This is a genomic window from Novosphingobium anseongense (assembly GCF_037482895.1).
Classification (GTDB): domain Bacteria; phylum Pseudomonadota; class Alphaproteobacteria; order Sphingomonadales; family Sphingomonadaceae; genus Novosphingobium; species Novosphingobium anseongense.
The window spans coordinates 1,515,345-1,539,479 of record NZ_JBBHJZ010000001.1; the positions used below are offsets into that span (position 1 = coordinate 1,515,345).

Below are 24,135 nucleotides of genomic sequence, written 5' to 3' on the forward strand. Positions count from 1 at the left end.
CGCCCGCTTGCCAGGGCGGCGATCGATCCCTTAGCTTGCGTCCGTGCCCGGGCGACCACGCCAGGCGCTCCTCCCCGCACGATCTTGAAAACCCGCTTCGTCGGCGCCCTTAGGCGCCGCGCTCACGATGGAGTTCACCCATGCGCGCTCTTGGTCCCCTTCTGCTCGGCGCGGCGGCGATCGCGCTGTCCGGCACGGCCCATGCGGGCGAAATCGAAGGACGCCTGACCGGACCCGACGGCAAGCCCCTGGCCGGCGCGCGGGTGCTGGTCGACGATCTCCAGCGCGGCGCCATTTCGCAGGCGGACGGCAGCTTCCGCATCGCGCAGCTTCCCGCAGGCCCCGTCCGCATCACCGTGACGAGCGCGGGGCTCGCCAGCGAGACGCGGACGATCGAAGTTCCGCTACAAGGCAACGCCACGAGCACCCTGGAACTGCGACCGAACGACCTCATCCGCCGCGCCGCCGCGCTCAACGTCGAGCCTGCGCCCGAACATCTGGCGCAGAAGGCCGCCTACCTGCGCGGCGTGAAGCCGCTGCGGGGCAAACAGCCGAATATCCTGCTGATCCTGTTCGACGATCTCGGCGCGGGCGACCTGTCGAGCTATGGCAATCGCCTGATCAAGACGCCGAACGTAGATGCTATCGCGGCCCGCGGCCTCAAGTTCGACCAGTTCTATTCGAGTTCGCCGGTCTGCACGCCGTCGCGCGCCGCGCTCCTCACCGGGCGCTATCCGACGCGTGCGCATGCCGCGAACCACGTCTACATGCCGACCGGCACGCCGACGGCAACGCTCCGCGCCAGTCGTGGCTGGGCAAATGCCCTGCCCCGCGACGAGATCCTGCTCCCCGAAGTGCTCCAGCGTGCCGGCTATCGCACGGGCGCCTTCGGCAAGTGGCACCTCGGCGACATTCCCGGCCACCGGCCGACCGACTTCGGCTTCCAGGATTATTTCGGCCTGCTCTACAGCAACGACATGAACCCGACCAACGTCTGGCGCGGGAACGAGATCGTCACTCCGGCGGCGCAGATGGACCAGGCGACGATCAACGAGCGGATCGCCGACGAGGCCATCGGCTTCCTCGATCGCAACGCGGCACGACCGTTCTTCGCCTATGTGCCGTTCAGCGCGCCGCATAGGCCGCACGTTGCCAATCCCCGGCACAAGGACATCTCGGCCGGCGGCACCTACGGCGACGTGGTCGAGGATCTCGACAGCCAGGTCGGGCGGATCATGGCCAAGCTCCACGAGTTGAAGCTCGACGACGACACGATCGTGATCGTCACCAGCGACAACGGCGGCGACTTCGACGGCAGCGTCGGCAATCTGCGCGGCCGCAAGACCGAGACCTTCGAAGGCGGCATGCGCGTTCCCGCCATCGTGGTCTGGCCGGGCCGCACCTCGCCGGGCAGCACGAGCGCCGAGATGGCCATGAACATCGATATCCTGCCCACGCTCCTGTCGAGCCTCGGCATAACCTTGCCCCGCGACCGCATCATCGACGGCGCCGACATGGCCCCGATCCTGAGCGGCGGACAGTCGCTCCACGACCGTCTGTTCTATGTTTCAACCTGGAGCGGCCAGTACGAAGCCGTGCGCGACCGCGCGTTCAAGTTCCGGGACCCCGTGACCGACGGGACGCTCATTTCGCCTCCGCGCGGTGGGGCCGCGCGTACGGCGCTCTATTCGCTTGTCGACGACAATGAAGCCCACGATGTGTCCGCTAGGCACCGGGATGAACGCGCGAAGCTTCAAGCGCAATTGGAGGCGTTTCGTGCCGAGGCCGGTCGCAACGTCCGCGGCTGGCAGGAGCACGCAGCCTCGGCAAATGGCAACTAGGAGCCCGCTCTGCCGCCGTCGCTTACTCTTCCGCCGGTTGCGCGCCGGGCCTGATCAGAACCCGCGATCGTTGGGGAGCGTCTGCTCTTGCCGACCGGCATAGAGCTCCATCACTCGCTCCGGCAGGGCCCGAAAGCTGAACGGCTTGGATATAACGCCGAGCAGTTCCGTCTTCTCCAGCGCTTTGAGCTCGGGATCCATCAGGGCGGCCGAGATGATGATCGCTGGCAGATTCTCGTAGCCCCTCGTGGTGCGCGCTTTTCGTATGAAGTCGACGCCGTGCATCGCGGGCAGTCGAAAATCGACGAGAGCCAGATCGTATTGCCCAGGGCAGTTGGACAGATCTTCTAGCGCTGTGGCGCCGCAATCGAACGACGTCACGTCGAAACGCTGGGTTCTTTCGAGCGACAGTTTGACGATGAACTGGATGCCTTGCTCATCTTCAACCAGAAGGACGCGAATGACCGACATGGGCGGCGGCTTTCTCGAAAGGGGCAGCACCGCCCCGTGGAGCGATCAGCATAATGCACAGAACGCCGATCCAGCCAATTCGTGCCCCATTTTCAAGCCTGGGTTCTTTGCCTCTCGCCAAGCCGTGCCCTTGTCTCGGTCGCTTTCCTATTCCGTGGTCTTGGCGCGCGCCGCCGCGACGATCGCCTGCGGATCGAAATAGTAGGGCTTGATCTCGCAGCACTTGCCGTCGCGGAAGCGGAACAGCTCGCACAGTTCGGCGGGCGGGATCGCCGGATCGGCGAAGCGCATGGTCAGGATCGTCACGGCATAGTCGCCGCCCGCGGTCGTTTGCGTGCGATCGAGCGCGGCGACGTCGAGCATGCCCATCACCTTGATGAACAGGTCGCGCAGCGCATATTTACCGCGATAGACGCCCGCCATCGGCAGGCACTCGGCTTCGGTGATGAAGAAGTCGTCGGTCAGCATCGCCGCAGCCTTGTCCCAGTCCCCTACCCCGGTTGCGGCGTAGAGATCGTCGACGAAAGCGATCATGTCTTCGTGAGTCATGGCCATGGCGTCTCTCCTTGATCGGCGGAGATTGCGGACAATCGCGCGGCAGCGAAACCTAGCGATTAAACTAGCCGTGCCGGCCGCGCGCGGGCGCTATGAACCGGTCATGGAGACCGTGCGCCAGATCGTCCTCGTCCGCCGCCCCCAGGGTGTGCCCCAGCCCGACGACTTCGCGCTCGCCGAAGCGCCGATGCCCCAGCCCGGCGACGGCGAGATCCTGGTGAAGATGCGCGTCGGCTCGGTCGATCCGGCGATCCGCGGCTTTCTCGACGACCGGCCGAGCTATCTGCCCCCCGTTGCGCTGGGTGCACCGATTGCCGGCATGTCGCTCGGCGAGGTCGTCGCCTCGAACAATCCGGACTATACGGCCGGCACTTTGGTCCGCGCCTTCGCCACCTGGTCCGATCATTACGTCATCGGCGCCGATGCGCTTGGCCTCGAAGTGGTGAGTCCCCAGCCAGGCACCGACCTCCATCACTACATGGGCGCCCTGGGTCCGGTCGGCCTGACCGCCTGGGTCGGCCTTTTCGCGGTCGGCGAAGCCAAGCCGGGTGAGACCGTGCTCGTCAGCGCTGCCGCCGGCGCAACGGGTTCCACTGTAGGCCAGATCGCCAAGGCGCGGGGCTGCAAGGTCGTCGGCCTCGTCGGCTCGGCGCAGAAGGCCGAAGTGATCCGCGACCTCGGCTTCGACGCGGCGATCGACTACCGCGCCACGCCGGACATCGCCGCAGAGATCGCCAAGGCCGCGCCCGAAGGGATCGACGTCTATTTCGACAATGTCGGCGGCGAGACGCTCGAAGCCGTGCTGCCGCTGATGCGGCTGCACGGCCGCGTACCCGTCTGCGGCATGGTCGGCCAATATAACGACGCCGATCACCCGCACGGCGTGACCACCTTGTGGCAGCTCGTGGTCAACCGCATCAAGATGCAGGGCTTCATCACTTACGACTATCCCGAGGTTCTCGAACGCGCGCAACGCGAGCTCGACGGCTGGGTCGCCGATGGTCGGCTGAAACCGCTCGCCAATGTCCGCGACGGCTTCGAGAAACTGCCCGAAGCCTTCATCGACCTGATGTCCGGACGCACGATCGGCAAGACGATCGTGCGGATCTAGGCATCCGAATTCATAACCAAAAAGGGAGAGACCAGAGATGCCATTCACCGGCCCCAGCGAAGACCGCCTGGCGATCCGCGAACTGCTCGAGACCTATGCCGATGCGGTGACGCGCAACGATCCCGCGGCTTGGGGCGCGACCTGGGCCGAGGACGGAGAATGGTCGCTGCCCGACTATCCCGAGCTCGGCACCACCAAGGGCCGCGAAGCGATCGTCGCGATGTGGATCGAGGCGATGAAGGCCTATCCGGGCATCATGTTCGAGGCCTGGCCCGGTTCGATCGAGATCGCCGGCGACCGCGCGACGATGCGTAGCTATACCTCGGAAATCTATGACCAGGACGGTTTGACCAAGCGCGACCGCGGCGCCTACGAGGACATCTGCGTCAAGCGCGACGGCCGCTGGCTGTTCCAGAGCCGCACCTTCCGCAACATCCACCGCCAGCACGCGCCGACGGGCGTCTGAGCACAGCTAGCGACCGAGCAAGCCCGCGACCATTGCGAGCAACTGCGCCTCGGTGAAGGGCTTTACCAGGATCGGGATATCGCGAGCCGCCAGGTCGAGCGTCTGCGGCTCGTAACCCGTGGTGACGCCCCAAGGGATACCCAGCGCGTCGCAGCGATTGCCGACGTCGTAGGAGAAGGTGCCATGAAGATTGAGATCGAGAATGGCCGCGTCCACCCTGCTGCCGCGCAGCAGTTCCAGCGCCTGCTCGACATTGGGGACCGGACCCACGACATCATAGCCGGCATCGCTGAGAACCCCTTCGACGACGAGCGCCGGCAGCATCTCATCTTCCAGGAGAAGGATGGTGGGGCGCGCTCCGCTCGTCGTGGCATTGTTCACGTGACGCTCCTCGCTGCGGCGGAAGCGCGCTAAGTCGCCCAGACGCTGACGGGCCGGAATAGGTCAGCGACACAACGCTGTAGCACGGCTGCCTTGGCAGTCGACACGTATCTCTGACTGACGCTGCGGCCTACCCAGGGCCACTTGGCTATTTGGATACGGCCGGTCCGGCCTTGCTCGCGGCAACCATCGAATCCCAGGTGGCCCATTCGATCGAGCGTCCCGGATAGACGACACTCTTGAACGGCCAGTCCTTCTGCACCCAGGCGGTCACCCACTTGTACAGCTCGGCGTCGAAGCCCGCGTCGTAGTCGGCTTTCGTCACCCACATCCGGACCGTGGCATCATGGCCTTTCACCGGGCTCGGAGAGACATAGACGCTGCCGCGCTCGCGCTTTCCGTCGGGCGTGAGCACGGCATAGGCGAAGGACTTCCGGCCCGCGAAGCGCGACTGCTCGTTTTCCATGTCGCGCAGGGCATCTGCATCGGTGATGCCCTGACGCGGCCAACGGTCGCTACGGGAAAAGGTCCGCTGCAAATGCTCGATCGACGACATGTAGGCGTCGAAATCGACCTTCACGAGATCGGGGCCTAGCGGGACGAGCTTGAAGCCCGGCCCCTCGATCAGCGTCGGAACGGCGAAATCCGCCGCGACGAAGGACGGCTGCGGCGCAGATGCCGTCATTGCGACCGTCTTGGTCGCTTCGCTCACCTCCGCGAAGGCCGGGTATCCGGCGATCGCCAGACTCGCGAAAATCAGCCCTGCGCCTATGTCCCTAAGTCTCAACGTCATCGCCCCTTGAACTGTGAGTTTGGCGCCACGGCGCAATGCGCGTTGCCGGTCCGGCATTCCAAATGCGCCATCACCAGGCCAGCGGCAAAAGGCCTATGTGGCGCATAGACGCGGCCTATGCCTGCGTTTGCCCGACATGCGGAATAATCCGCGACATGGCGCGGGATTGAAGCGCCTCGGCATCCGACGCCGAGAGTGGACGTGGGCTTTGCTCACAGCGCCACGATCAACGCCATCGGGTGGTTTACGGTCAGAGACATGCTAGGCACGTTGGCATGACGAAGATCCACAGGCTTGCCGGTACCGTTGATGTAGACGGGCTACGATACGAATGGGAACTCCGGAGCGAGCCGCAGTGGGGCGAGACCGAGGGCTGGAAAGGGATGACCGTGGCGCTGCTGCAGCGCGATGGACCGCGCGGAGCGCTGTTGGAATTCCCTCCGCCAAAGCGCCTGATGAAAGGAATGCAGCGGGGCCGCCTCCAGATGAGCGACGCCACGATCTCCCGGGGCATCCGTGCAGCCTTGCTGGCCGGATGGGACCCTGGCTCAAGAGGCAAGCCCATGGTGTTCATGGTCGACGCGGACGGGAACTAGCCGCAAGTTGGTCCGCGGGAAAATGGCGTGGTTGCGGCTTACGTCGACCAGGTCGCTCACCCTCGCCCAAGCGAAAAAGGGCGGAGCCAAGCCCCGCCCTTTCCGGCATCACGCGCGGTGAGGAACTAGAACCGCTTGGTCACCTGCACCCGCACCGTGCGCGGCAGGTTGGCGAAGCCGAGCTGGTCGGCCTTGACGCCCACCGCCGTGCCCGTGCCGCTGCCCGTCGACGGGCCGTCGACCACACCGCTGACGTAGAAGGCGTTCGTCAGGTTCTTGCCGACCAGTGCGATCTCCCAGTTGCCGTCCTCGGCGCCGAAGCGCACGCCGGCGTCGAGCGTGACGTACTTGTCCTGGCGCGAGCGCGGATTGCCGAAGCCCGAGGCGAGGTAGGAACCGCTGTAGCGGGCATCGACGTTGATGCCGAACTTGAAGCCGTCGCCCACGGCTGCATCGTAAGCGACACCGAGATTGCCCGTCCACTTCGGCGCCACCGAAAGCGCCGCACCGGTCAGGTTCTGGTTCGAGAAGATCCCGCCGATCAAGGTGCAGCCCTCGGCGATCGTCTGGCCGGCGTAGCAGGGCGCGTTGGGGAAATCGGTGTACTTCGCGTCGGTATAGTTGAGCGAGCCGTGCAGGTTCAGCCCGTCGACGCTGCGCGGCGCATATTCGAATTCCATCTCGACGCCCGAGGTCTTCGCATCGGCGGTCAGGGTCTGGAAGGCGAAGATCGGCGAGTTGAAGAAGTCCACCTGCAGGTCGAGGTACTTGTAGGTGAAGGCCGTGAGGTTCAGACGCAGCTGATTGTCGGCCAGCGTGGTCTTGATGCCCGCCTCGAAACCGCGCGCGCGTTCGGGATCGAAGGTCAGGTCGGCCAGCGGATTGGTCGAGAACTTCGAGTTGATGCCGCCGTTCGAGAAGCCGCCCGACTTGTAGGCGGTCTTGAACGCGCCGTAGACCATGATGTCGTCGCTGGGCTTCCAGGTCAGCGTGACTTCGGGCGACCAGTTGTTGAAGGTCTGGTCGGCGGTGATCCGGCCGAGCCCGTCGGGATCGGTCTCGGGGCGGAAGATCGTGGTCACGCCCGGGTTGTTGTAGGGCTGGGTGAAGAAGCTGTCCTTGGTCTCGTGGGTGTAGCGCACGCCGCCCGCGAGCTCGAGCGTGGGGACGATCTTCCACGAGAGCTGGCCGAACACGGCAAAGGTCTCGCCCTTGGTGTAGCTGGTCTTGCGCGTCGCGACGTAGAGGTCGCTGCCCGGCGCGGCGCTGTTCCGCAGGCCGGCGAAGGCGATGTATTGGCCGAAGTCACGCCGCGTCTTCTGATAGAGCGCTCCGATCATGCCATTGAACGGACCGTCGAGCGTGGTCTGCGCGCGCAGCTCCTGCGAGAAGGCCTTCCAGGTCGAGTTCTCGGTCGCCCACTGGCCGGTGTTGCTCGTCTGGAAGTCGCAGGCGCAGGCCCAGCGGTTGTTGTTGGTGTTGTAGTTGGTGACCGAGCTGATCGTCAGGCCGTCGAGCTCGTAGGCGATGTTGCCGTTGAGCGCCCAGGAGCGATAGCGGTTGTAGAGCGAGCCGTCCTTTTCGGCATAGGGGAAGTTCGCGGCGATGTCGGCCGGCATGTTGTTCTGGTGGGTGACGAAGTCGCGCTCGCAGCGATAGCCGGTCAGCTGGCTGAGCCCGCTGGCGAGGCCGCAGTCGAACGCGACGTAGTTCCACGAGGAATTGTTGACCTTGTTGTAGTCGTAGGCCGCCTTCAAGGTCGCGGTCAGACGATCGTTGGGCGTGAACTTCAGGGTCAGGCGCGCGAGCAGTTCATCCTCGCCCGGCGATCGCGACGCGGCGGGGGTAGCGGTGTGACTAATCGGATTGCCGTTGCCGCCCGCAAGCAGGCTCTGGATGTCGGCGGTGACGTAGGTGCGGTTGACCGAGACGTTGCGGAAATAGCCGCCGTCCATCTTCGAACCGCGCACCGCGAGGCGCACGCCGAAGGTGTCGGACAGCGGACCCGAGGCGATGATCTCGCCCTGGTACTGGCGCGAGCGGAACTCGTAGCCGGCGCGGGCGATGAATTCGGGATCGGAACCGGGATCGTTGGTGGTCAGCGAGATCACGCCGGCCGTGGCGTTCTTGCCGAAGAACAGCGCCTGCGGCCCCTTGAGCACCTCGACCCGCTGGAGGTCGAAGAAGCCCTCCTGGATGATGCGGCCCTGGCCGTAGTAGGCGCCATCGACGACGACCGCGACCGACTGCTCGATGCCGATCGAGGTCGAGGACGAGCCGATGCCGCGCAGGGTCAGCTGAGCGCCAGAGCCGTTCGAGGCGCGGCCGACCGTGAGGTTCGGCGTGGCGGAGGCGATCTTCTCGATCGAGGTGATGTCGCGCTGGAGGATGATCTCCTCGGAGATCGCGGTCACGGCAACCGGGACGCTCTGCGCGGTTTCCTGACGCTTGCGCGCGGTCACGACGATGTCCGACAGGCCGCCCTGTTCCTCGACCGCGGGATCGGTGGCCGGGTCCGCGCTCTGTGCCAGAGCCGGCACGGCCGACAGCGAAAGACCGAGAATGCTCGAAGCGAGCAGGCCTGCCTTGGCAAGCGACATCCTAATACCTCCCAATTATTTGACTTGAGAGCGGTTCTAGGCGCGCACCGTCGCTTTGATTCCTGACGAAAATAATAGGCCTATCCCTTTGAGCAGGTTCTCGCTGGACGGCGGATCGGCAGGCCCTGTGCCGGGAGAACCGACATGACGACCAATCGCTTCTGGCAACTCGACCGCCATCCGCAGGGCAGCGACTTCGCCGCTGCGCTGAGCCTGCGCGAGGAGGAACTGCCGCCGCTCGCAGAAGGCGCGGTGCGCGTGCAAACGCTCTGGCTGTCGATGGACGCCGGCACGCGCATGTGGATGAGCCCGCGCACCGACGGCTACCAGCCGCCGCTGCCGCTCGGTTCGAAGATGATCGGCCTGTGCCTGGGCCGCGTCGCCGAGAGCCGCGATCCGCGCTTTCCCGAAGGCACGCTCGTGCGCGGCTTCGGCCAATGGGCCGACTATGCCGACGTCTTGCCCGATCTCGCCGGGCTCGAGGCGCTCGACGAGAGCCTGGCCGATCCGCGCCAGCATTTCGGCGCGCTGGGGATGAACGCCTGGACCGCCTATGTCGGGGTCAAGGAAGTCGCTCTGGTCAAGCCCGGCGAATGGCTCGCGGTCTCGGCTGCGGCCGGGGCGACGGGGAGCCTCGCCTGCCAGGTCGGGCGCAATCTCGGCGCGCGGGTGATCGGCATCGCCGGCGGCGCGGAAAAATGCCGCTTCCTGCGCGAGGAGATCGGCGTCGACATGGCGATCGACTATCGCACAGAGGACGTCGCGGCGGCGCTGGCCACGGTCGAGGGCGGCGTGAACGCCTATTTCGACAATGTCGGCGGGCCGATCCTCGATGCGGTGCTGCCCAACATGGCGCACTACGGCCGGATCGCGATCTGCGGCCTGGTCGCGAGCTACGACGGCGACAAGCCGATGCCCGGCCCCGCGCGCTTCGACCAGATCCTGATGCGGCGGCTGCGCGTCGAGGGCTTCTTCATTCCCGATTTCCTCGAGCGCGGCGCCGAATTCCTGCCGCAGCTGCGCGCCTGGCACGAGGCCGGCCGGCTGGCGACGCTGTTTGACGAGTTCGCCGGAATCGAGCGGACGCTTGAGGCCTATGCCCACATGCTGAGCGGCGGGAACATCGGCAAGGTCGTGGTCAAGGTGGGGTGATGCCCCTCCCGCAAGCGGGAGGGGCGCTCGCTCACTGCGCCGACATGCCGCCGTCGACGATCATCTCGGTCCCCGTGACATAGCGCGATTCGTCCGAGGCCAGGAACAGGTTCATGTTCGCGATCTCGATCGGATCGCCCATGTAGCCCATCGGGATCAACGCGACCGTGGCATCATAGTTGGCGGCGTTGTCCTCGGCCGCAACGTCCTGCATGTTGGTCAGGATCATGCCCGGATGCACCGAATTGCAGCGGATCTTGTCCTTGGCGCCCTCGACCGCGATGACCTTCGAGAACAGCCGGACGCCGCCCTTCGAGGCGGCATAGGCGCCGCAGGCGGGCACGCCGAACAGGCCGGCGACCGACGAGATGTTGATGATCGAGCCACCGTTGCCCGCCTTGCGCATCGCTGCGACGGCGCGCTTGGAACCCAAGAACACGCTGGTCAGGTTGACCTCGTTCTGGAGGTTCCACTCGGCCAGGGTCATCTCCTCGATCGGGCGCAGCACGGCGATGCCCGCGTTGTTGACGAGCACGTCGAGCCGCCCGTGGGCGCCGTCGATGTCCTTCATCACGCGGTCCCAGTCGGCCTCGCTGGTCACGTCGTGCCCGGCCGAGCGGGCGCGGCCGCCCTTCTCGCGGATCGCCGCGGCCACCTTTTCGGCGCCCTCGGCATCGCGGTCGGTCAGCCAGACGATCGCGCCTTCTTCGGCGAAACGCTGCGCCGTGGCGCTGCCGAGCCCCGGCACCGAAGCCGCCCCCGTAACCAGTGCAATCTTGTCCTTGAGGCGGCTCATGGTGTCTCCAATCGTGGGGTTTACATCTTCACGCCGAGCGTCACGCCGTAGGTGCGCGGCTCGCGGGCGGTGGCGAAGGACCAGAGGCCGCCGACGGTGAAACCGTGGGTCATGCCTCTGTCGTTGGCGAGGTTGCGACCGAACACCGTCAGGTAGGCTTCGGTATCGTCGCCGATGGTGAAGCGGGCCGAAAGGCTGGCGTCGAGCAGGCCCTGCGGATCGGTGCGGACGCGCGGATCGTTGCCCGTGACCACGACCGGGCCCGTGGTGAGATTGCCGGTCAGCGTGTTGGTCGAGATCTGCTGGTCGTAGCGGCCGATGTAGCGGTAGCCGATATTGGCAACGACCTTGCCGAAGCTCGTCGGCACTTCGTAGTCCGCGGCGATCGAAGCGGTGACGTCGGGGTTGTAGATCAGGTCGTTGTTCGAGAAGTCGAAGGGGATGACCAGGCCGGTCACCGGCGAGATGCCGCCGACCACGAAGCCCTTGAACTTGGAATCGAGCAGGCCGAGCGAGCCGGTGATCCGCAGCCCTTCCGCCGGCCGCGCGGTGAAGTCGAGCTCGAGGCCCTTGATCGTCGCCGAACCGACGTTCGAGGTGACGGTCTCGTTCTGCGTCGCGCAGACCGCGCAGAACAAGGTCGTGTTCTGCTGGAGATCCTTGTACTTGGAATAGAACGCCGCGACGTTGAACTGCAGCTTGCGGTCGAACAGCTCGAACTTGGCGCCGACCTCGTAGGAATCGACCGTCTCGGGCTGGTAGGATCGGCTGGCCGAGGCCGGCGAACCGGCGCGCGGGCTGAAGCCGCCCGAACGGAAGCCGCGCGACCACGAGGCATAGACCATCATGTCGTCGTTGGGCCGGAAGTCGACGCCGACTTTGGGCGTGAACTTCTTGAACGTGTCCGAACCCTGGCCGATCTGCACGCCACCGAAGGCGTTGCGCAGCGACTTGCGATCGCGCGTGAAGCGGCCGCCGAACGAGAGGCGCCACTGGTCGGCGAACTGCCAGTTGAAATCGCCGAAGAAGGCATAGGACGTGGTCTTGCCGTTCACCTGCTGCGGGTTGGTGTCGAAAACCTCGGGTGCGATCGCGGGATTGAACGCGAACAGGCGTGTCCACTGCTGGAGCTGATACTTCGAGCGGAAGTAATAGCCGCCGACGACGTAGTCGAAGCTGTCACCGATCTTGCCCGCGGCGCGCAGTTCCTGGCTGAACTGGTCGTAGGTCTGCTGACGCAGCACGTAGTAGAGATCGGCGGTCGAGCCGTCGAAGTCCTGCGTCTGCGTCTCGGTCATCTTGCGCCAGCCGGTGACCGAGGTCAGCTTCACCCCGCCAAGGTCGAGGTTCATCTCACCCGTTACCGAAGGCGCCTTGTAGAGCGAGACGTTGGGCAGGCCGAAGACCGTGTAGATATCCGTCGTCTGGTTGCGGTTGCACTCGTTGGCCGGGATGAAGGTGCAGAACAGCTCGCCGGTCTTGGTGATCTCGGCGACCACCGGGTCCATCTTCTGTTCCTGCTGCTCGACCGTGATCAGCGCGTCGAAATTGCCGCCCGGCGCCTTGAACTGCAGCGAGCCGCCGTAGTTCTCGTTGTTCGAGAAGCCGCGCGGCTTGCCGGTCTGCGCCTGCTTGTACCAGCCGTCGGCCTCGTTGTGGAAATAGAAGACCTTCGCGGCCAGCGTCTCGCCGGCCAGCGGCACGTTGATCACCGCGCGCGTCGCCAGCGTGTTGAACCGGCCATAGGAGGCCTCGATCTTCGCGCCGAACTCGCCCGTGGGGCGCGAGCGGCGGATGTTGATCACGCCGCCGATGGTGTTGCGGCCGAACAGCGTGCCCTGCGGCCCGCGCAGGACCTCGATCTGCTCGATGTCGAAGAAGTCGAAATACTGGCCGGTGCTGGTACCGATGAAGATGCCGTCGACGACGACGCCGACAGTCGGTTCCTGCGATTTCTCGATGTCGGCGTAAGTCAGGCCGCGTATCGACAGGTTGGCGGCGGCGGCGCCCGAATTCTGGTTGGTGATGATGAGGTTCGGCGCGGCGCCCATCAGGTCGCCGAGGTTGATCGCCGCCTTGTTCTCGATCATCGCCGCATTGACCGCGGTGATCGCGATCGGGGTGTCCTGCAGCGTCTCGTCGCGACGACGCGCCGAGACGATGATCTCGTTGGGATCGACCGTGGCATCCGAGGCCTGCTCCTCGGCGACACCTTCGGCGAATGCGGGCGCCGCGAGTCCGACGAGCGCAGTTGTGGAAAGCGCTACAACGAGCGCGCAACGACGATATGCGAAGCGCATGAGATCAGTCCCCCAATGGTCCGCGGGACTTCTGCCCGCTGGTACGAACAGGGTATGCTACGATCGGCCGAGGGGGATTAACTGCCAAAAGAAATAGGTGCGTCTTTCCCGTCACCGCGCGAGGTCTAGCCGTCATTTTACGGAGCGCCTTCATGACCGGGAATCGTCAATTCTTGCTAGTACGGCGGCCACAGGGCGCGCCGGTCCCCGAAGATTTCCGTCTGGTCGATACCCCGATCCCGACACCGCCGCCGGGCGGCTTCATCGTGCGCAACCGCTTCGCCTCGCTCGATCCGGCGCAGCGCGGCTGGATGGACGATGCCGAAAGCTACATGCCGCCGATCCCGCTCGGCGATCCGGTGCGCGCGACGACGGTGGGCACGGTCCACGCCTCGGACAATCCCGACTTCCAACCGGGCCAGTGGGTGCTCGGCGTCAACGCGCTCGAGGACTATTCGATCGCCCTGCCCGGCGGCTTCACCATGCCGATCGACGTCGGCCTGGTGCCCTCGCCGTCGAACTTCCTCTCGGTGCTCGGCGCGGTGGGGCTTACGTCCTACTTCGGCCTGCTCGACATGGCCAAGCCGCAGCCGGGCGAGACCCTGCTGGTCTCGGGCGCGGCGGGCGCGGTGGGCTCGGTGGTCGGCCAACTCGGCAAGATCGCCGGCTGCCGCGTGATCGGCATCGCCGGCGGCGCGGACAAGTGCCGCCGGCTGATCGAGGACTACGGCTTCGACGTGGCGATCGACTACAAGGGCAAGACGGTCGCCGCACTCTCCGCCGAGATCGCGGCGGCTGCACCCGATGGCGCGAACATCGTGTTCGAGAACGTCGGCGGCGACGTGATGGACGCCGAACTGCTCAACCTAGCGCTCAACGCGCGCGTCGTGCTCTGCGGGCTGATCAGCGAGTACAACGCGCCCGAGAAGATCGGCATCCGCAATCTCTGGGAGGTCATCGCCCGCCAGGCGACGATCCACGGTTTCCTCATCGCCGCCTATGTCGACCGCTTCGGCGAGGGCGCCGCGGCAATGGCGCAGTGGGTGGCCGACGGAAAGCTGCGCATGGACGAGGATATCCAGGAAGGCCTTGAGCACGCCTATCCCGCGTTCATGCGACTGTTCAGCGGGGCGAATACGGGGAAACTGGTGCTGAAGATCGGGTAATTTCAGGTCCTCCCCCTTTATGGGGGAGGGATACGGAGGCTTGGCGACTTGTCGCCTAGCCGGAGTTGGGTGGGGGTGCGCTCGCGTGCGGACGCCGCACCCACCGGCCCCCTCACCCCCATCCAGCTATGACTAGGTTCGCTACGCTCACCAAGTCTTCGCATCCTTCCCCCATCAAGGGGGAAGGACAGAAAAAACGCGGCGGGCCCGAAGACCCGCCGCGCCAGGTGCGGAGTGGAACCAAAGCCGCTTAGAACTGCACGCGCTTGGTATAGCCGCCGTCGATCACGACATTGGTTCCGGTGGTATAGGATGACGCCGGGCTGGCCAGGAAGGCGATGGTCTTGGCGACCTCTTCGGGCCCACCCCAGCGGCCAAGCGCGAACTGCGCTTCGGTCGCGGCGTGAAGCTCGGGCGCGCCGGCCTTGATCGCTTCCCAGTTACCGCCGGAGAAAGTGATCGGCCCCGGCGAGACCGTGTTGACGCGGATGCCCTTGGCGCCGAGCTGCTGGCCGAGCTGGCTGGCATAGGTGATCAGCGCGCCCTTGAGCGCGTTGAACGCCTGCGGGACCAGAAAGGTCTCTACGCCCGCGGTGCTCGACATGATGACGATCGCGCCAGTGCCCGACTTCTCGAGATATGGCTCGAGCGTCTCGCAGCCGACGACGGTGCCTTTGACGTCGACGTTGTAGCAGGTGTCCCAATCACCCGTCGCGCCCGACCCAGAGGCGCTGGCGCCGGCGACGAAGACGTCGCAGCCGCCCAGCTTTTCCGCAGCGGACGTGAGCCAGCCGGCATAGGCATCGAGGTCGCTCATGTCGAAGGCCTCGCCGATCACCTTGCCGCCGTGGCGCGACAACGAGGCGACCGTCTCCGCGACCTGTTCGGCATTGCGCGAGAAGAAAGCGACGTCGGCGCCTTCCTCGGCGAAGATTTCCAGCGCCGCGCGGCCGATGCCGCGGCTGCCGCCGGTCAGAATGACCTTCTTGCCTTTCAGTCCGAGATCCATCGCGCGCTCCTCACCATAACGTTTTGTCGAGCCGCCTTCTCGCCCCTCGCCTCCTGCCGAACCACTGTTTTTTTGGTCAGGATGGGCGCGGCGCGCGACATGCTAGCCCCCGCAGAAACCAGACGAGGAACGATGCATGGGACAGCTTGCCGGCAAGACCGCCGTGGTGCTCGGCGCCAGCAGCCCGGACAACATGGGCCAGCACATCGCCCGCCGCTTCCTCGCCGAAGGCGCCAGGGTGCTCGTTGCGGGGCGCAAGGCTGAAGTGCTCGACAGCTTCGCCAACAGGACCGACTGCACCTGGGCGGCTTGCGACCTGACCGACGAGGCCAGCGTCTCCGCGCTCGCCGACACCGCGGCGGCAGAGCTGGGCAGCATCGACATCGCCGTCAACGCCACCGGCTGGGGCCTGCTCAAGCCTTTCCTCGAGACCACGCACGACGAAGTTCTGGCGATGACCGCGCTGCAGTTCGTCGGCCCTTTCCACTTCTACCAGGCGATGGTCCGCAAGATGGCCAGGAGCCGTGGCGGACGTGGCGGATCGATCATCCAGATCTCCTCTGCCACGGCGACGATCATGCTCGAGGACCACGCTGCCTATATGGGCACCAAGGCCGGCACCGATCACGTCATCCGCTGCGTCGCGCACGAATTCGGCCACGAGGGCATTCGCGCCAACTCGATCTCGCCGGGGCTCACCGACACGCCGATGACGGCCGGGGCCAAGGAGGTACCCGGCCTATTCGACGCCTTCCTCGCGGGCTATCCGCTCGGGCGCATCGGCACATCGGACGACATCGCCGCAGCCGCCGTCTGGCTGGCGGCCGACAGCTGCTTCATGACCGGCGAGAACCTGCAGGTGAACGGCGGGCTGACCCTGCGGCGCAACCCGAGCAACGCCGAGATCGCCAAGGCCGTGGCCGCGGCTAGCGCTCCAGCTTCGTCTTGATGTCCGCGCGGAGCTGATCCTTGCGTACCTTGCCCGAGGCCGTGCGCGGGAAGTCGGCGACCAGCTCGAACCGCTCGGGGATCTTCTGCCGCGCGAGGCCGCTTGCGGCGACGTGGGCGGCGAGCGCAGCGGGTAGCGGCACCTCGCCATCCTGCGCGATGACATAGGCGCAGACCCCCTCGCCCAGCCGCGCGTGCGGCATGGCGACGACCGCGGCCTCGCGCACCATCGGGTGCAGGTGCAACACGTCCTCGATTTCCTTGGCCGAGATGTTCTCGCCGCCGCGGATGATCAGGTCCTTCTTGCGACCGGTGATCGTCAGCGCCCCGTCGGGCGTGCGCACGCCGAGATCGCCGGTGCGGAAGAAGCCGTCGGACGTGATCGCCTCGCGCGTCTGCGCCTCGTCGGCATAGCCGAGCATCATGCCCGGTCCGCGCGCCAGGATCTCGCCCTCGGTGCCGTCGGGCAGGTCGCGGTCGTCGGCGTCGACGATACGCACCCGGTAGTCGACGATCTCGCCGTCGGTGGTCGCGGCCAGATGCGCGTCACGCGGCCAGCCGAAGGTCACCAGCGGCACTTCGGACGAACCGAAGACGCGGAAGGCCCGGCAGTTCTCGAAAGCGGCATTGGCGGCAGGGATCAGGTCCCCAGGCACGGCCGCGCCGCCGCAGGCGAAGTAGCGGAACGAGGGTAGCCGGTTACCGCTCTCGCGCGCCGCGGCCGCGAGCTCGACGAGGAACGGCGTCGCCGCGGTCGTGCCGACGCAGCGGTGCCTGGTGATCAGCGCCATCGCCTGGGCCGCGTCCCAGCTTTCCATCAGCACGGTGCGCGTGCCGCAGACCAGTGGCGCCTCGAGCCCGTTGGCATAGCCCGAAATGTGCGTGACCGGCGAGGGCATCAAGGTCGCCTCGCCCGGCTGTACGCCCCAGGCGCGCGCCGATTCGGCAAGGATGCGCTGGAGCGTGACATGGCTGTGCAGCACGCCCTTGGGCCGTCCGGTCGTACCCGAGGTGTAGAGCACCAGCTTGACCCCGAGCGGATCGACCCTGGGCCGCGCGAAACCCCGCCCCCAGCCTTCGGCAACGAGCGCGCTCATGTCGTCGGCGCCCGTCCCACGCACAGTGAAGACATGCGCGAGATCAGGCAGGACATCGCCGATGCGCCGGGCCATCGCCGCGAAGTCGTAATTGCGGAATGAGGCCGCGACGAAGAAGGCGCGCGCGCCGCAATCCCCGAGCATCTGCGTGACCTCGTGGTCGCGGTAGATCGTGACGATCGGATTGATCACCAGGCCCGACATCGCCGCCGCGAGATTGATCACCGCCGCCTCGCGCCAGTTGGGCACCTGGAAAGCGATAACGTCCCCCGGTCGCAGGCCACGCGCGTACAAGGTCGTGCTCAGCGCCTCGGCCGCGGAGAGAAGCATGGCGCGCGTCGATACCGCCTCGCCCTCGACGAAAGCGACGAAATCGGGATCGGCACTCGCCAGGACATAGGCCTGGTCGGCGATCGTGCGCTCGTCCCACAGGCCCTGCCCCGCGAATTCGCGCTGGTGCGGCGCCGGGCTTTCCAGCCAGGCCCAGGTCGGTGTCATCCTCTCACTCATGGCGCATGACCTGCCCCTCCCCCGTCGCGCGGCCAACTGGCGAAAAGGCCAAGCTACCTGTTACCTCTCGCAGCTTGTCGGCGCCCCAGGGCTTTGCTCAATTCCTCCCCGAAAGACCATACGGGAGAAAATCGTGGATCGCGTGGAACAGCTTGGCGACGTTGCCGAGATCATGCTCGACTACGTCGAGAACAAGACGACCTTCCAGACCGCCAAGCCGATGACCGTCCCGACGCGGTCCTATACCGACAGCGACCAGTGGCGCGCCGAGATGGAGCTGGTGTTCAAGCGCGTGCCGCTGATGCTGGCCTTCACCGCCGAACTGCCCAATCCCGGCGACTACAAGACGATGGATGCGGTCGGCCTGCCCGTGCTGATCAACCGCGCGAAGGACGGAAAGGCGCGCGCCTTCCTCAACGTCTGCTCGCACCGCGGCGCGCCCGTCGCGGAAGGCAAAGGCAACTGCGCGCGCTTCACCTGCAAGTACCACGCCTGGACCTATGGCCAGGACGGCAAGCTGCTGGGCATTTCCGAGGCGAGCACCTTCGGCGAGATCGACAAGCCGGGACACGGCCTGCGCGAACTGCCCTGCGAGGAGCGCGCGGGGATGATCTTCGTCTGCCTGACGCCCAATGCGCCGATCGACCTCGACCACTATTTCCAGGGCTTCCTCGAGGATTTCGAAGCGCTCGACTTCGCCAACTGGTCCTATCTCGGCTCGCGCGAGATCATCGGCGCCAACTGGAAGATCGCCTTCGACGGCTATCTCGAAGGCTACCATTTCGCCTCGCTCCACCCCGAGACGATCCACCCGCGCACGCCGTCGAACTGCACGCACTACGAAGGCTTCGGCCCGAACATCCGCATCGGCTTCCCGCAGCGGCGCATCGCCGAGGCCTTGAGCGACGTGCCGCGGGCGAAATGGGGAGAGCAGGAGAACAACGGCTACGACTTCGTGCGGATCTTCTTCCCGAACGTGTCGATCTTCATCGCCCCCGAGATCACCCAGATCGCGCAGCTGTTCCCCGGGCCGACGCCCGACCGCAACCGCACCGTCCTGAACTACCTGCGCCGCGAAGCGCCGCGCGACGATGCCGACCGCGAGAGCCTCGAAGGCATGATCAACTTCTTCCGCGACGTGACTTACAACGAGGACTACGTGATCGGGCTCGAGATTCAGCAGGGCCTCGAAAGCGGCGCGCACGACGACCTGACCTTCGGGCGCAACGAGCGCGGCAACCAGTATTTCCACGAATGGCTGAACTGGTATCTCGAGGACGATCCGACCTTGCCCGAACCGGTGATGTGAGAATTGGAGATCCTCCCCTGTAAGGGGAGGTGGCAGCGCGGAGCGCTGACGGAGGGGTGTCGCCTTCTCGATAGCAGGACACCCCTCCACCACCCGCTATGCGGGCGGTGCCCCTCCCCTTGCAGGGGAGGATCTTGGCCTTACCAGGCGTGCTCTTCGCCGTTCCACTTGTAGAAATCGCCCGACCGATCGAGCGTCCAGCGCTCGGCCAGCTCGCGGATCCCCGTGGCGCTGTCCTCGGGAGTGATGTCGGCGCCCGCGCCGCCCATGTCGGTCTGGACGTAACCGGGGTGGATCAGCCCCACGATCACGCCGCGATCCTTGAGGTCGATCGCCACCGAGCGCATCAGCCGGTTGAGCCCGGCCTTGGCCGCGCCGTAGTCGTAGAACCCGCCATAGGGCCAGGTCGAGGCGGCAAGCTGGCTGGTGATGTTCATCACCTTCGCACCCGCCTTCATCCGCGGCAGAAAGGCGAGCAGCACACGCAGCGGCCCTTTGACCATGACCTCGACCGCCTTGTCGAACTCCGCCCAGTCGACATTTTCGAGCTGCGCCGCCGGCGTGCCGAGGATGCCCGCAACGTTGTAGAGCAGATCGATCGGCGCCGCACCCGTGGCCGCCGCGCCAGCCTTGACCGAGGCGTCGTCAGCCACGTCCATCGCATGGACCGTCAGCAGGCCGCTCGATTCCGCCGCCAGCGCATTCAACTCCGCGGCGCCCGCCGGATCGCGGGCCAGGGAATAGACGCGGTCGCCCTGGGCCAGATGCTGGCGCACGAGTTCGAGCGCGATGCCGCGCCCCGCGCCGGTGATCGCCACATTCGCCATTGCTCGTCTCCTTCGTCGCCCTTGCGCGACCCTAGGCCATCGTAGGACCCGGGCAAGGCGGCAAAACTGGCCGAAGTGCCAGATATGCCGCGCCGCCGCCGGTGGCAGACTGCCCGCAAGAACCAGCGGGAGAATCCATGTCCTTCGACCTCGAAGCCGAAGTCCGCGACCTGGCCGCGCGGCGTGACATCACCGAGGCCGTGCACCGCTACATGCGCGGGCTCGACCGGCTCGCCCCCGACCTGCAACGCGCCGCCTTCCACGCCGACGCCTGGATCGACGCGGGAATTTTCAGAGGCGACGCCGCGGCGTTCGTCGGCTTTTGTCAGGATTTCCTCGGCGCGATGGACGCCTCGCACCACCTGCTCGGCCAGGTGCGGATCGAGACGGACGGCAGCGATAGCGCGCGCGGCGAGTGCTATTTCCAGGCCTGGCACGGCATTCGCGACGAAGCCGGAAACCCGCGCGACCTGTTCATCGCCGGCCGCTATATCGACGACTACGCCTGTAAGAATGGCGAGTGGAGGATCGCGAAGCGCAAGCTTATCACCGACTGGGTGAAGGACGATCCGGCCGACCACGGCTTCTTTGCCGCAAACCCCACGACCAACCGCGCCGGACGCCGTGGAGAAGATTTCAGCGACACGCGCTCATGGCAGCGCTGATCGCGATCCTGAGGATGCCAAGATGAACGCCGAGAGCAAGGTTTCCCGTTACTCGCCCGACTTCGACCAGCCGGTCCGCGGCGATGCGATCACCGCCGATCGCTATATCTCCAAGGACTGGATGGATCTCGAGATCAGGAACCTCTGGCCCAAGGTCTGGCACCTGGGTGGAGTGCTCGCCGATCTCGAGGACGAGGGCGACATCGTGCGCCACAACTTCGCCAAGGAATCGGTGATCCTCGTCAAGCAGGAGGACGGCTCGGTCCGCGCCTTCTACAATTCGTGCCCGCACCGCGGCAACCGGCTGATCCTGGGCGAGACGACGAGCGTGCCCGCGATCACCTGCGGCTACCACGGCTGGAAGTACGACCTCGACGGCACCCTGATCCAGGTCCAGGACCCCGACGACTTCGAAAGCGGCAATCCCTGCGGCCGCGTCCACCTGTCCGAGCTGCGCTGCGAGACCTGGGGGCCTTTCGTCTTCTGGTGCATGGACGACGACGTCCCGCCGCTGGCCGAATGGCTGGCGCCCTTCCCTGAGCGGCTTGCGGGCTATGGCCTGGAAAACTGGGTGCGCGTGCTCAACGTCTCGGCCGACTGCGAGTTCAACTGGAAGATCATCCGCGACAACTTCAACGAATCCTACCACCTCCCGACGATCCATCCCGAGCTGGCGACCTTCATCAACGACGGCCTGCCCGACACGCTGTTCGAGATGTATCCTTCGGGTCACAACGCGATGTGGATGAAGGGCCACCAGGCGACCACGCGCAAGGACTACGCCTCGGGCGAGGTGCCCACCCCGCTCGACGCGATCGCCCAGGCCTGGGGCGTCGATCCCGCCGCCTACAAGGGCCGCACCGACGAGGTGCGCGCGGCCATAGTCGAGGCCAAGCGCCGGCTCGGCGCCGAGCGCGGCTATGCCAATTACGACCAGATGACCGACCAGCAGCTCGTCGACTATTTCCACTGCACGCTGTTCCCCAACCTGACGATCACGATGTCGCCCGAGCAGTGCCAGATCCTGCGCACCGAGCCGCACCCGACCGATCCCGAGAAATGCGTGTTCCAGCACTGGTGCCTCTATCCGCCGGTTCCGGGGATGACCGAAGTCGAGACCCCGGTCGGCCCGCTGCCGCTGCGCCACGATGCGCTGAAGCGGCACTCGGTCTACGGCGACGGCGTCTCGGTCGGCTATGTCGCCGACCAGGACCTGTCGATCGGCACCAGCCAGCAGCAGGGCCTCAACTCGCGCGGCTTCAAGGGCTGCCTGCTGCCGCTGCAGGAGAAACGCGTGCAGCGGTTCCACGAACTGCTCAACGACATGGTGCTGGGCCAGTGATGGCGCCGATAGAAGACCGCCTGGCGATCGAGGACCTCGCCGTCGCCTACTGCAGCGCGGTCGATCGGATCGGCGACGTCGAGGGCGTCGCCGCGCTGTTCACGGAAGGCGGGGTCTACGATCTCGCCGAACTCGGTCTCGGCCGCTTCGAGGGACGCGACGCAATCCGCGGCTTCTTCTCCGGCGCCTTCCCGACGATGGCGCACAACGCCCACTTTCTGAGCAACTTCGCCTTGGCCGACTATGCTGCGGACGGCGCCAGCGCGCAGGCCTATGTCCACGGTTTCAGCCGCGGCACCGACGGGAGCGAACTGGAGGTGAAGGCGCGCTACACCTTCGACGTCGCGCGCGAAGACGATGGTTGGAAGATCGCGCGCGTGGGCGTGACGATTTTGATTCCGTAAGCCGCAAAGCCTCGGACTTCATTTCTTCCAAAGCATCGTCATCCCCGCGAAGGCTGGGATTTATCACTCGTCCTGACCCGCCTGCGCGGGGATGTGGGTAAGTCTGCGGACGAGCGGAACGCGGCGAAATCCGCCCGCCAATCTCAATGGTTCGGCAAATGCGTGCCCAGGTGCTTTCCGGCGAGATAGCCGAAGGTCATGCCCGGGCCGAGCGTGCCGCCGGCGCCGCCGTAGCCCTCTCCGAGCACCGCGGCCATGGCATTGCCCGCCGCGTAGAGGCCGGGGATCGGCTCGCCCTGCCAGTCGAGCACCTGCGCGTCGCCGTTGGTCCTGGGGCCGCCGGCCGTGCCGAGCGCGCCCGCTTCCATCTTCACCGCATAAAACGGCCCTTGGTCGATCACGCCCAGGGTGCGGTACGGCGGCTCGAAGTCGGCGTCGCCCCACATGTAGAAGTTGTCGTAGGTGTTGTCGCCGCGGTTGAAATCGTCGTCGTGGCCCTGGCGCACCATGCCGTTGAAGCGCTCCACCGTCGCCGTCAGACCCGCGGCATCGATCCCAGCCTTCTCGGCCAGCGCCGCGAGCGTATCGGCCTGGATCACGAAGGAGGGCAGCGGCGAGGACGGCATCGCGTTGAACAGCGGATACTTGTCGCGATAGCGCTGATCGAGGATCAGCCAGTAGGGCAGGTTGGCATAGGCGTGGGTGCCGGCATCGAAAGCGTGGAGCGCCTTGCCCATCGCGTTGTAGTTCGCCGCCTCGTTGACGAAGCGCTTGCCCTTGGCGTTGACCAGGATCGCGCCGGGCCGCGCGCGCTCGTCCGAGCCGAGCAGGTAGTTGGGCTTGGCCGCGCGGTGCTGCGGCTTGAACTCCAGCACGCTCTGCTGCCAGAATGCGTGCTGCATGTTGCCGAGCTGCGCGCCGGCCTCGATCGCCATGAGCAGGCCGTCGCCCTCGTTCTCGGGGACCGAGACCGGACCCGTCAACGGACCGCGCAGGAAGGTCTTGACCAGTTGCTCGTTCCACTCAAACCCGCCCGTGGCGATGACCACGCCGCGGCGCGCCCGCACGCGGAAGTCGCGGCCGTTGGCGTCCTCGGCGATCACGCCGATCACACGGTCTCCGTCCTTGACCAGCTTGCGCGCGCGCTTCTCGAACTCGACGGGAATGTCGCGGTCGAGCACGGCCTTGAACAGCGAGCCGGCGAGCGCCTGGCCGAGGCCGCGGTAGTCGCCGGCCTCGCGTTCGGCGAGCGTGGCTTCATCGAGCGTGCCGTTAATCGCTTCCATCAGGCTGCCGCGCACCGGGTAGGCCATCTTGGTCGGATTGACCCGCGTCGCCCATTTGCCGAGCCGCTCGAACGAGAAGGCCTCGTTGTCGAGCGAGCGCCCGCCGTCGGCCTTGGCGCCGGGCAGATAGGGCTGGTAGTCGGGGAAGTCGGCATAGGCGTGGAAGCGCACGGGCGTCTTGTCGCGCAGGTAGTGGATGAGCTCGGGCCCGCCTTCGAGGAAGGCCCCCAGCGTTTCGGGATCGAGCTGGCCCGGCGCCAGGGCATCGAGATAGGCGACCACGTCCTCGTCCGAATCCGCGATGCCGGCTTCGACCTGGTAGGGGTTGTTCGGGATCCACAGCATGCCGCCCGACATCGCCGTGGTGCCGCCGACCATCCCGCTCTTCTCGAGGATGACCACGTCCTGCGCGCCAAAATCCTTCGCGGCGATCGCCGCGGTCATGGCCGCGCCGCCGGACCCGAGGACGACGACGTCGGCCTCGCGGTCCCAGTTCAGATCTTCCGACAT

The 24,135-nt window shown here is 66.1% G+C and carries 22 protein-coding genes; 11 read left to right on the plus strand and 11 right to left on the minus strand.

From position 1 onward, the window contains the following. The first annotated feature begins 140 nt into the window (after window positions 1–140). Entirely contained in the window at window positions 141–1,841 is a 1,701-nt protein-coding gene (locus tag WG901_RS07155) for a sulfatase-like hydrolase/transferase (RefSeq protein WP_339586317.1), read from the plus strand. Between the two features lie 54 nt (window positions 1,842–1,895). Here WG901_RS07155 and WG901_RS07160 read toward each other — a convergent pair whose 3' ends face one another. After that, entirely contained in the window at window positions 1,896–2,312 is a 417-nt protein-coding gene (locus WG901_RS07160; RefSeq protein ID WP_339586318.1) for a response regulator, read from the minus strand. A 147-nt stretch (window positions 2,313–2,459) separates the two neighbouring features. Then, the gene (locus WG901_RS07165) at window positions 2,460–2,867 is read right to left on the minus strand and encodes a nuclear transport factor 2 family protein (protein ID WP_339586319.1); all 408 of its coding nucleotides are present in this window, start codon (window positions 2,865–2,867) and stop codon (window positions 2,460–2,462) included. Between the two features lie 70 nt (window positions 2,868–2,937). Between WG901_RS07165 and WG901_RS07170 the strand changes: the two genes are divergently transcribed. Together WG901_RS07170 and WG901_RS07175 are read left to right on the plus strand one after the other, a co-directional pair. After that, window positions 2,938–3,978, plus strand: a complete 1,041-nt coding sequence (locus WG901_RS07170; protein WP_339586320.1) for an NADP-dependent oxidoreductase — start codon at window positions 2,938–2,940, stop codon at window positions 3,976–3,978. A 37-nt stretch (window positions 3,979–4,015) separates the two neighbouring features. Beyond that, window positions 4,016–4,444 (plus strand): nuclear transport factor 2 family protein, encoded by a 429-nt coding sequence (locus WG901_RS07175; RefSeq protein WP_339586321.1) that lies wholly within the window; start codon window positions 4,016–4,018, stop codon window positions 4,442–4,444. A 6-nt stretch (window positions 4,445–4,450) separates the two neighbouring features. On the opposite strand, the gene WG901_RS07180 is transcribed toward WG901_RS07175, so the two are convergent. Both WG901_RS07180 and WG901_RS07185 read right to left on the minus strand, forming a co-directional pair. Beyond that, on the minus strand, window positions 4,451–4,825 hold the full coding sequence (locus WG901_RS07180; RefSeq protein WP_339586322.1) for a response regulator: 375 nt from the start codon (window positions 4,823–4,825) through the stop codon (window positions 4,451–4,453). 148 nt (window positions 4,826–4,973) lie between these two features. After that, window positions 4,974–5,675, minus strand: coding sequence for a twin-arginine translocation pathway signal protein (locus WG901_RS07185; protein ID WP_417602475.1), 702 nt, complete (start codon window positions 5,673–5,675; stop codon window positions 4,974–4,976). A gap of 218 nt (window positions 5,676–5,893) precedes the next feature. Here WG901_RS07185 and WG901_RS07190 point away from each other — a divergent pair, with 218 nt between their 5' ends. Continuing rightward, window positions 5,894–6,214: a hypothetical protein gene (locus tag WG901_RS07190; protein WP_339586323.1), complete on the plus strand. Its 321-nt coding sequence runs from the start codon at window positions 5,894–5,896 to the stop codon at window positions 6,212–6,214. A 125-nt stretch (window positions 6,215–6,339) separates the two neighbouring features. On the opposite strand, the gene WG901_RS07195 is transcribed toward WG901_RS07190, so the two are convergent. After that, window positions 6,340–8,814, minus strand: a complete 2,475-nt coding sequence (locus WG901_RS07195; protein WP_339586324.1) for a TonB-dependent receptor — start codon at window positions 8,812–8,814, stop codon at window positions 6,340–6,342. A 144-nt stretch (window positions 8,815–8,958) separates the two neighbouring features. Between WG901_RS07195 and WG901_RS07200 the strand changes: the two genes are divergently transcribed. Further along, complete coding sequence (locus tag WG901_RS07200) at window positions 8,959–9,966, plus strand: NADP-dependent oxidoreductase (protein ID WP_339586325.1); 1,008 nt, start codon at window positions 8,959–8,961, stop codon at window positions 9,964–9,966. Between the two features lie 31 nt (window positions 9,967–9,997). Here WG901_RS07200 and WG901_RS07205 read toward each other — a convergent pair whose 3' ends face one another. Both WG901_RS07205 and WG901_RS07210 read right to left on the minus strand, forming a co-directional pair. Further along, window positions 9,998–10,762: an SDR family NAD(P)-dependent oxidoreductase gene (locus tag WG901_RS07205; RefSeq protein ID WP_339586326.1), complete on the minus strand. Its 765-nt coding sequence runs from the start codon at window positions 10,760–10,762 to the stop codon at window positions 9,998–10,000. A gap of 20 nt (window positions 10,763–10,782) precedes the next feature. After that, on the minus strand, window positions 10,783–13,062 hold the full coding sequence (locus tag WG901_RS07210; RefSeq protein ID WP_339586327.1) for a TonB-dependent receptor: 2,280 nt from the start codon (window positions 13,060–13,062) through the stop codon (window positions 10,783–10,785). 152 nt (window positions 13,063–13,214) lie between these two features. Between WG901_RS07210 and WG901_RS07215 the strand changes: the two genes are divergently transcribed. Then, window positions 13,215–14,228, plus strand: a complete 1,014-nt coding sequence (locus WG901_RS07215; RefSeq protein WP_339586328.1) for an NADP-dependent oxidoreductase — start codon at window positions 13,215–13,217, stop codon at window positions 14,226–14,228. Window positions 14,229–14,478: 250 nt separating this feature from the next. On the opposite strand, the gene WG901_RS07220 is transcribed toward WG901_RS07215, so the two are convergent. Next, complete coding sequence (locus tag WG901_RS07220; protein ID WP_339586329.1) at window positions 14,479–15,237, minus strand: SDR family NAD(P)-dependent oxidoreductase; 759 nt, start codon at window positions 15,235–15,237, stop codon at window positions 14,479–14,481. A 136-nt stretch (window positions 15,238–15,373) separates the two neighbouring features. On the opposite strand from WG901_RS07220, the gene WG901_RS07225 reads away from it, so the two are divergent. Next, entirely contained in the window at window positions 15,374–16,186 is an 813-nt protein-coding gene (locus WG901_RS07225) for an SDR family NAD(P)-dependent oxidoreductase (protein ID WP_339586330.1), read from the plus strand. On the opposite strand, the gene WG901_RS07230 is transcribed toward WG901_RS07225, so the two are convergent. Further along, window positions 16,164–17,780 carry an AMP-binding protein gene (locus WG901_RS07230; protein WP_339586331.1) on the minus strand — a complete coding sequence of 539 codons (1,617 nt, stop codon included), beginning with the start codon at window positions 17,778–17,780 and terminating at the stop codon, window positions 16,164–16,166. The two genes, WG901_RS07225 and WG901_RS07230, sit on opposite strands and share 23 nt — an antisense overlap. A 145-nt stretch (window positions 17,781–17,925) precedes the next feature. On the opposite strand from WG901_RS07230, the gene WG901_RS07235 reads away from it, so the two are divergent. Then, the gene (locus WG901_RS07235; protein ID WP_339586332.1) at window positions 17,926–19,101 is read left to right on the plus strand and encodes an aromatic ring-hydroxylating oxygenase subunit alpha; all 1,176 of its coding nucleotides are present in this window, start codon (window positions 17,926–17,928) and stop codon (window positions 19,099–19,101) included. 140 nt (window positions 19,102–19,241) lie between these two features. Here WG901_RS07235 and WG901_RS07240 read toward each other — a convergent pair whose 3' ends face one another. After that, complete coding sequence (locus WG901_RS07240; RefSeq protein ID WP_339586333.1) at window positions 19,242–19,928, minus strand: SDR family NAD(P)-dependent oxidoreductase; 687 nt, start codon at window positions 19,926–19,928, stop codon at window positions 19,242–19,244. Between the two features lie 137 nt (window positions 19,929–20,065). Between WG901_RS07240 and WG901_RS07245 the strand changes: the two genes are divergently transcribed. The 3 genes from WG901_RS07245 to WG901_RS07255 are packed head-to-tail and all read left to right on the plus strand — an operon-like array spanning window position 20,066 to window position 22,339. Further along, on the plus strand, window positions 20,066–20,593 hold the full coding sequence (locus WG901_RS07245) for a nuclear transport factor 2 family protein (RefSeq protein ID WP_339586334.1): 528 nt from the start codon (window positions 20,066–20,068) through the stop codon (window positions 20,591–20,593). Between the two features lie 22 nt (window positions 20,594–20,615). Continuing rightward, window positions 20,616–21,935 carry an aromatic ring-hydroxylating oxygenase subunit alpha gene (locus WG901_RS07250; protein ID WP_339586335.1) on the plus strand — a complete coding sequence of 440 codons (1,320 nt, stop codon included), beginning with the start codon at window positions 20,616–20,618 and terminating at the stop codon, window positions 21,933–21,935. After that, window positions 21,935–22,339, plus strand: a complete 405-nt coding sequence (locus tag WG901_RS07255) for a nuclear transport factor 2 family protein (protein ID WP_339586336.1) — start codon at window positions 21,935–21,937, stop codon at window positions 22,337–22,339. Before WG901_RS07250 ends, WG901_RS07255 begins: the two co-directional genes overlap by 1 nt. A gap of 143 nt (window positions 22,340–22,482) precedes the next feature. Here WG901_RS07255 and WG901_RS07260 read toward each other — a convergent pair whose 3' ends face one another. Beyond that, window positions 22,483–24,135 (minus strand): FAD-binding protein, encoded by a 1,653-nt coding sequence (locus tag WG901_RS07260; protein WP_339586337.1) that lies wholly within the window; start codon window positions 24,133–24,135, stop codon window positions 22,483–22,485.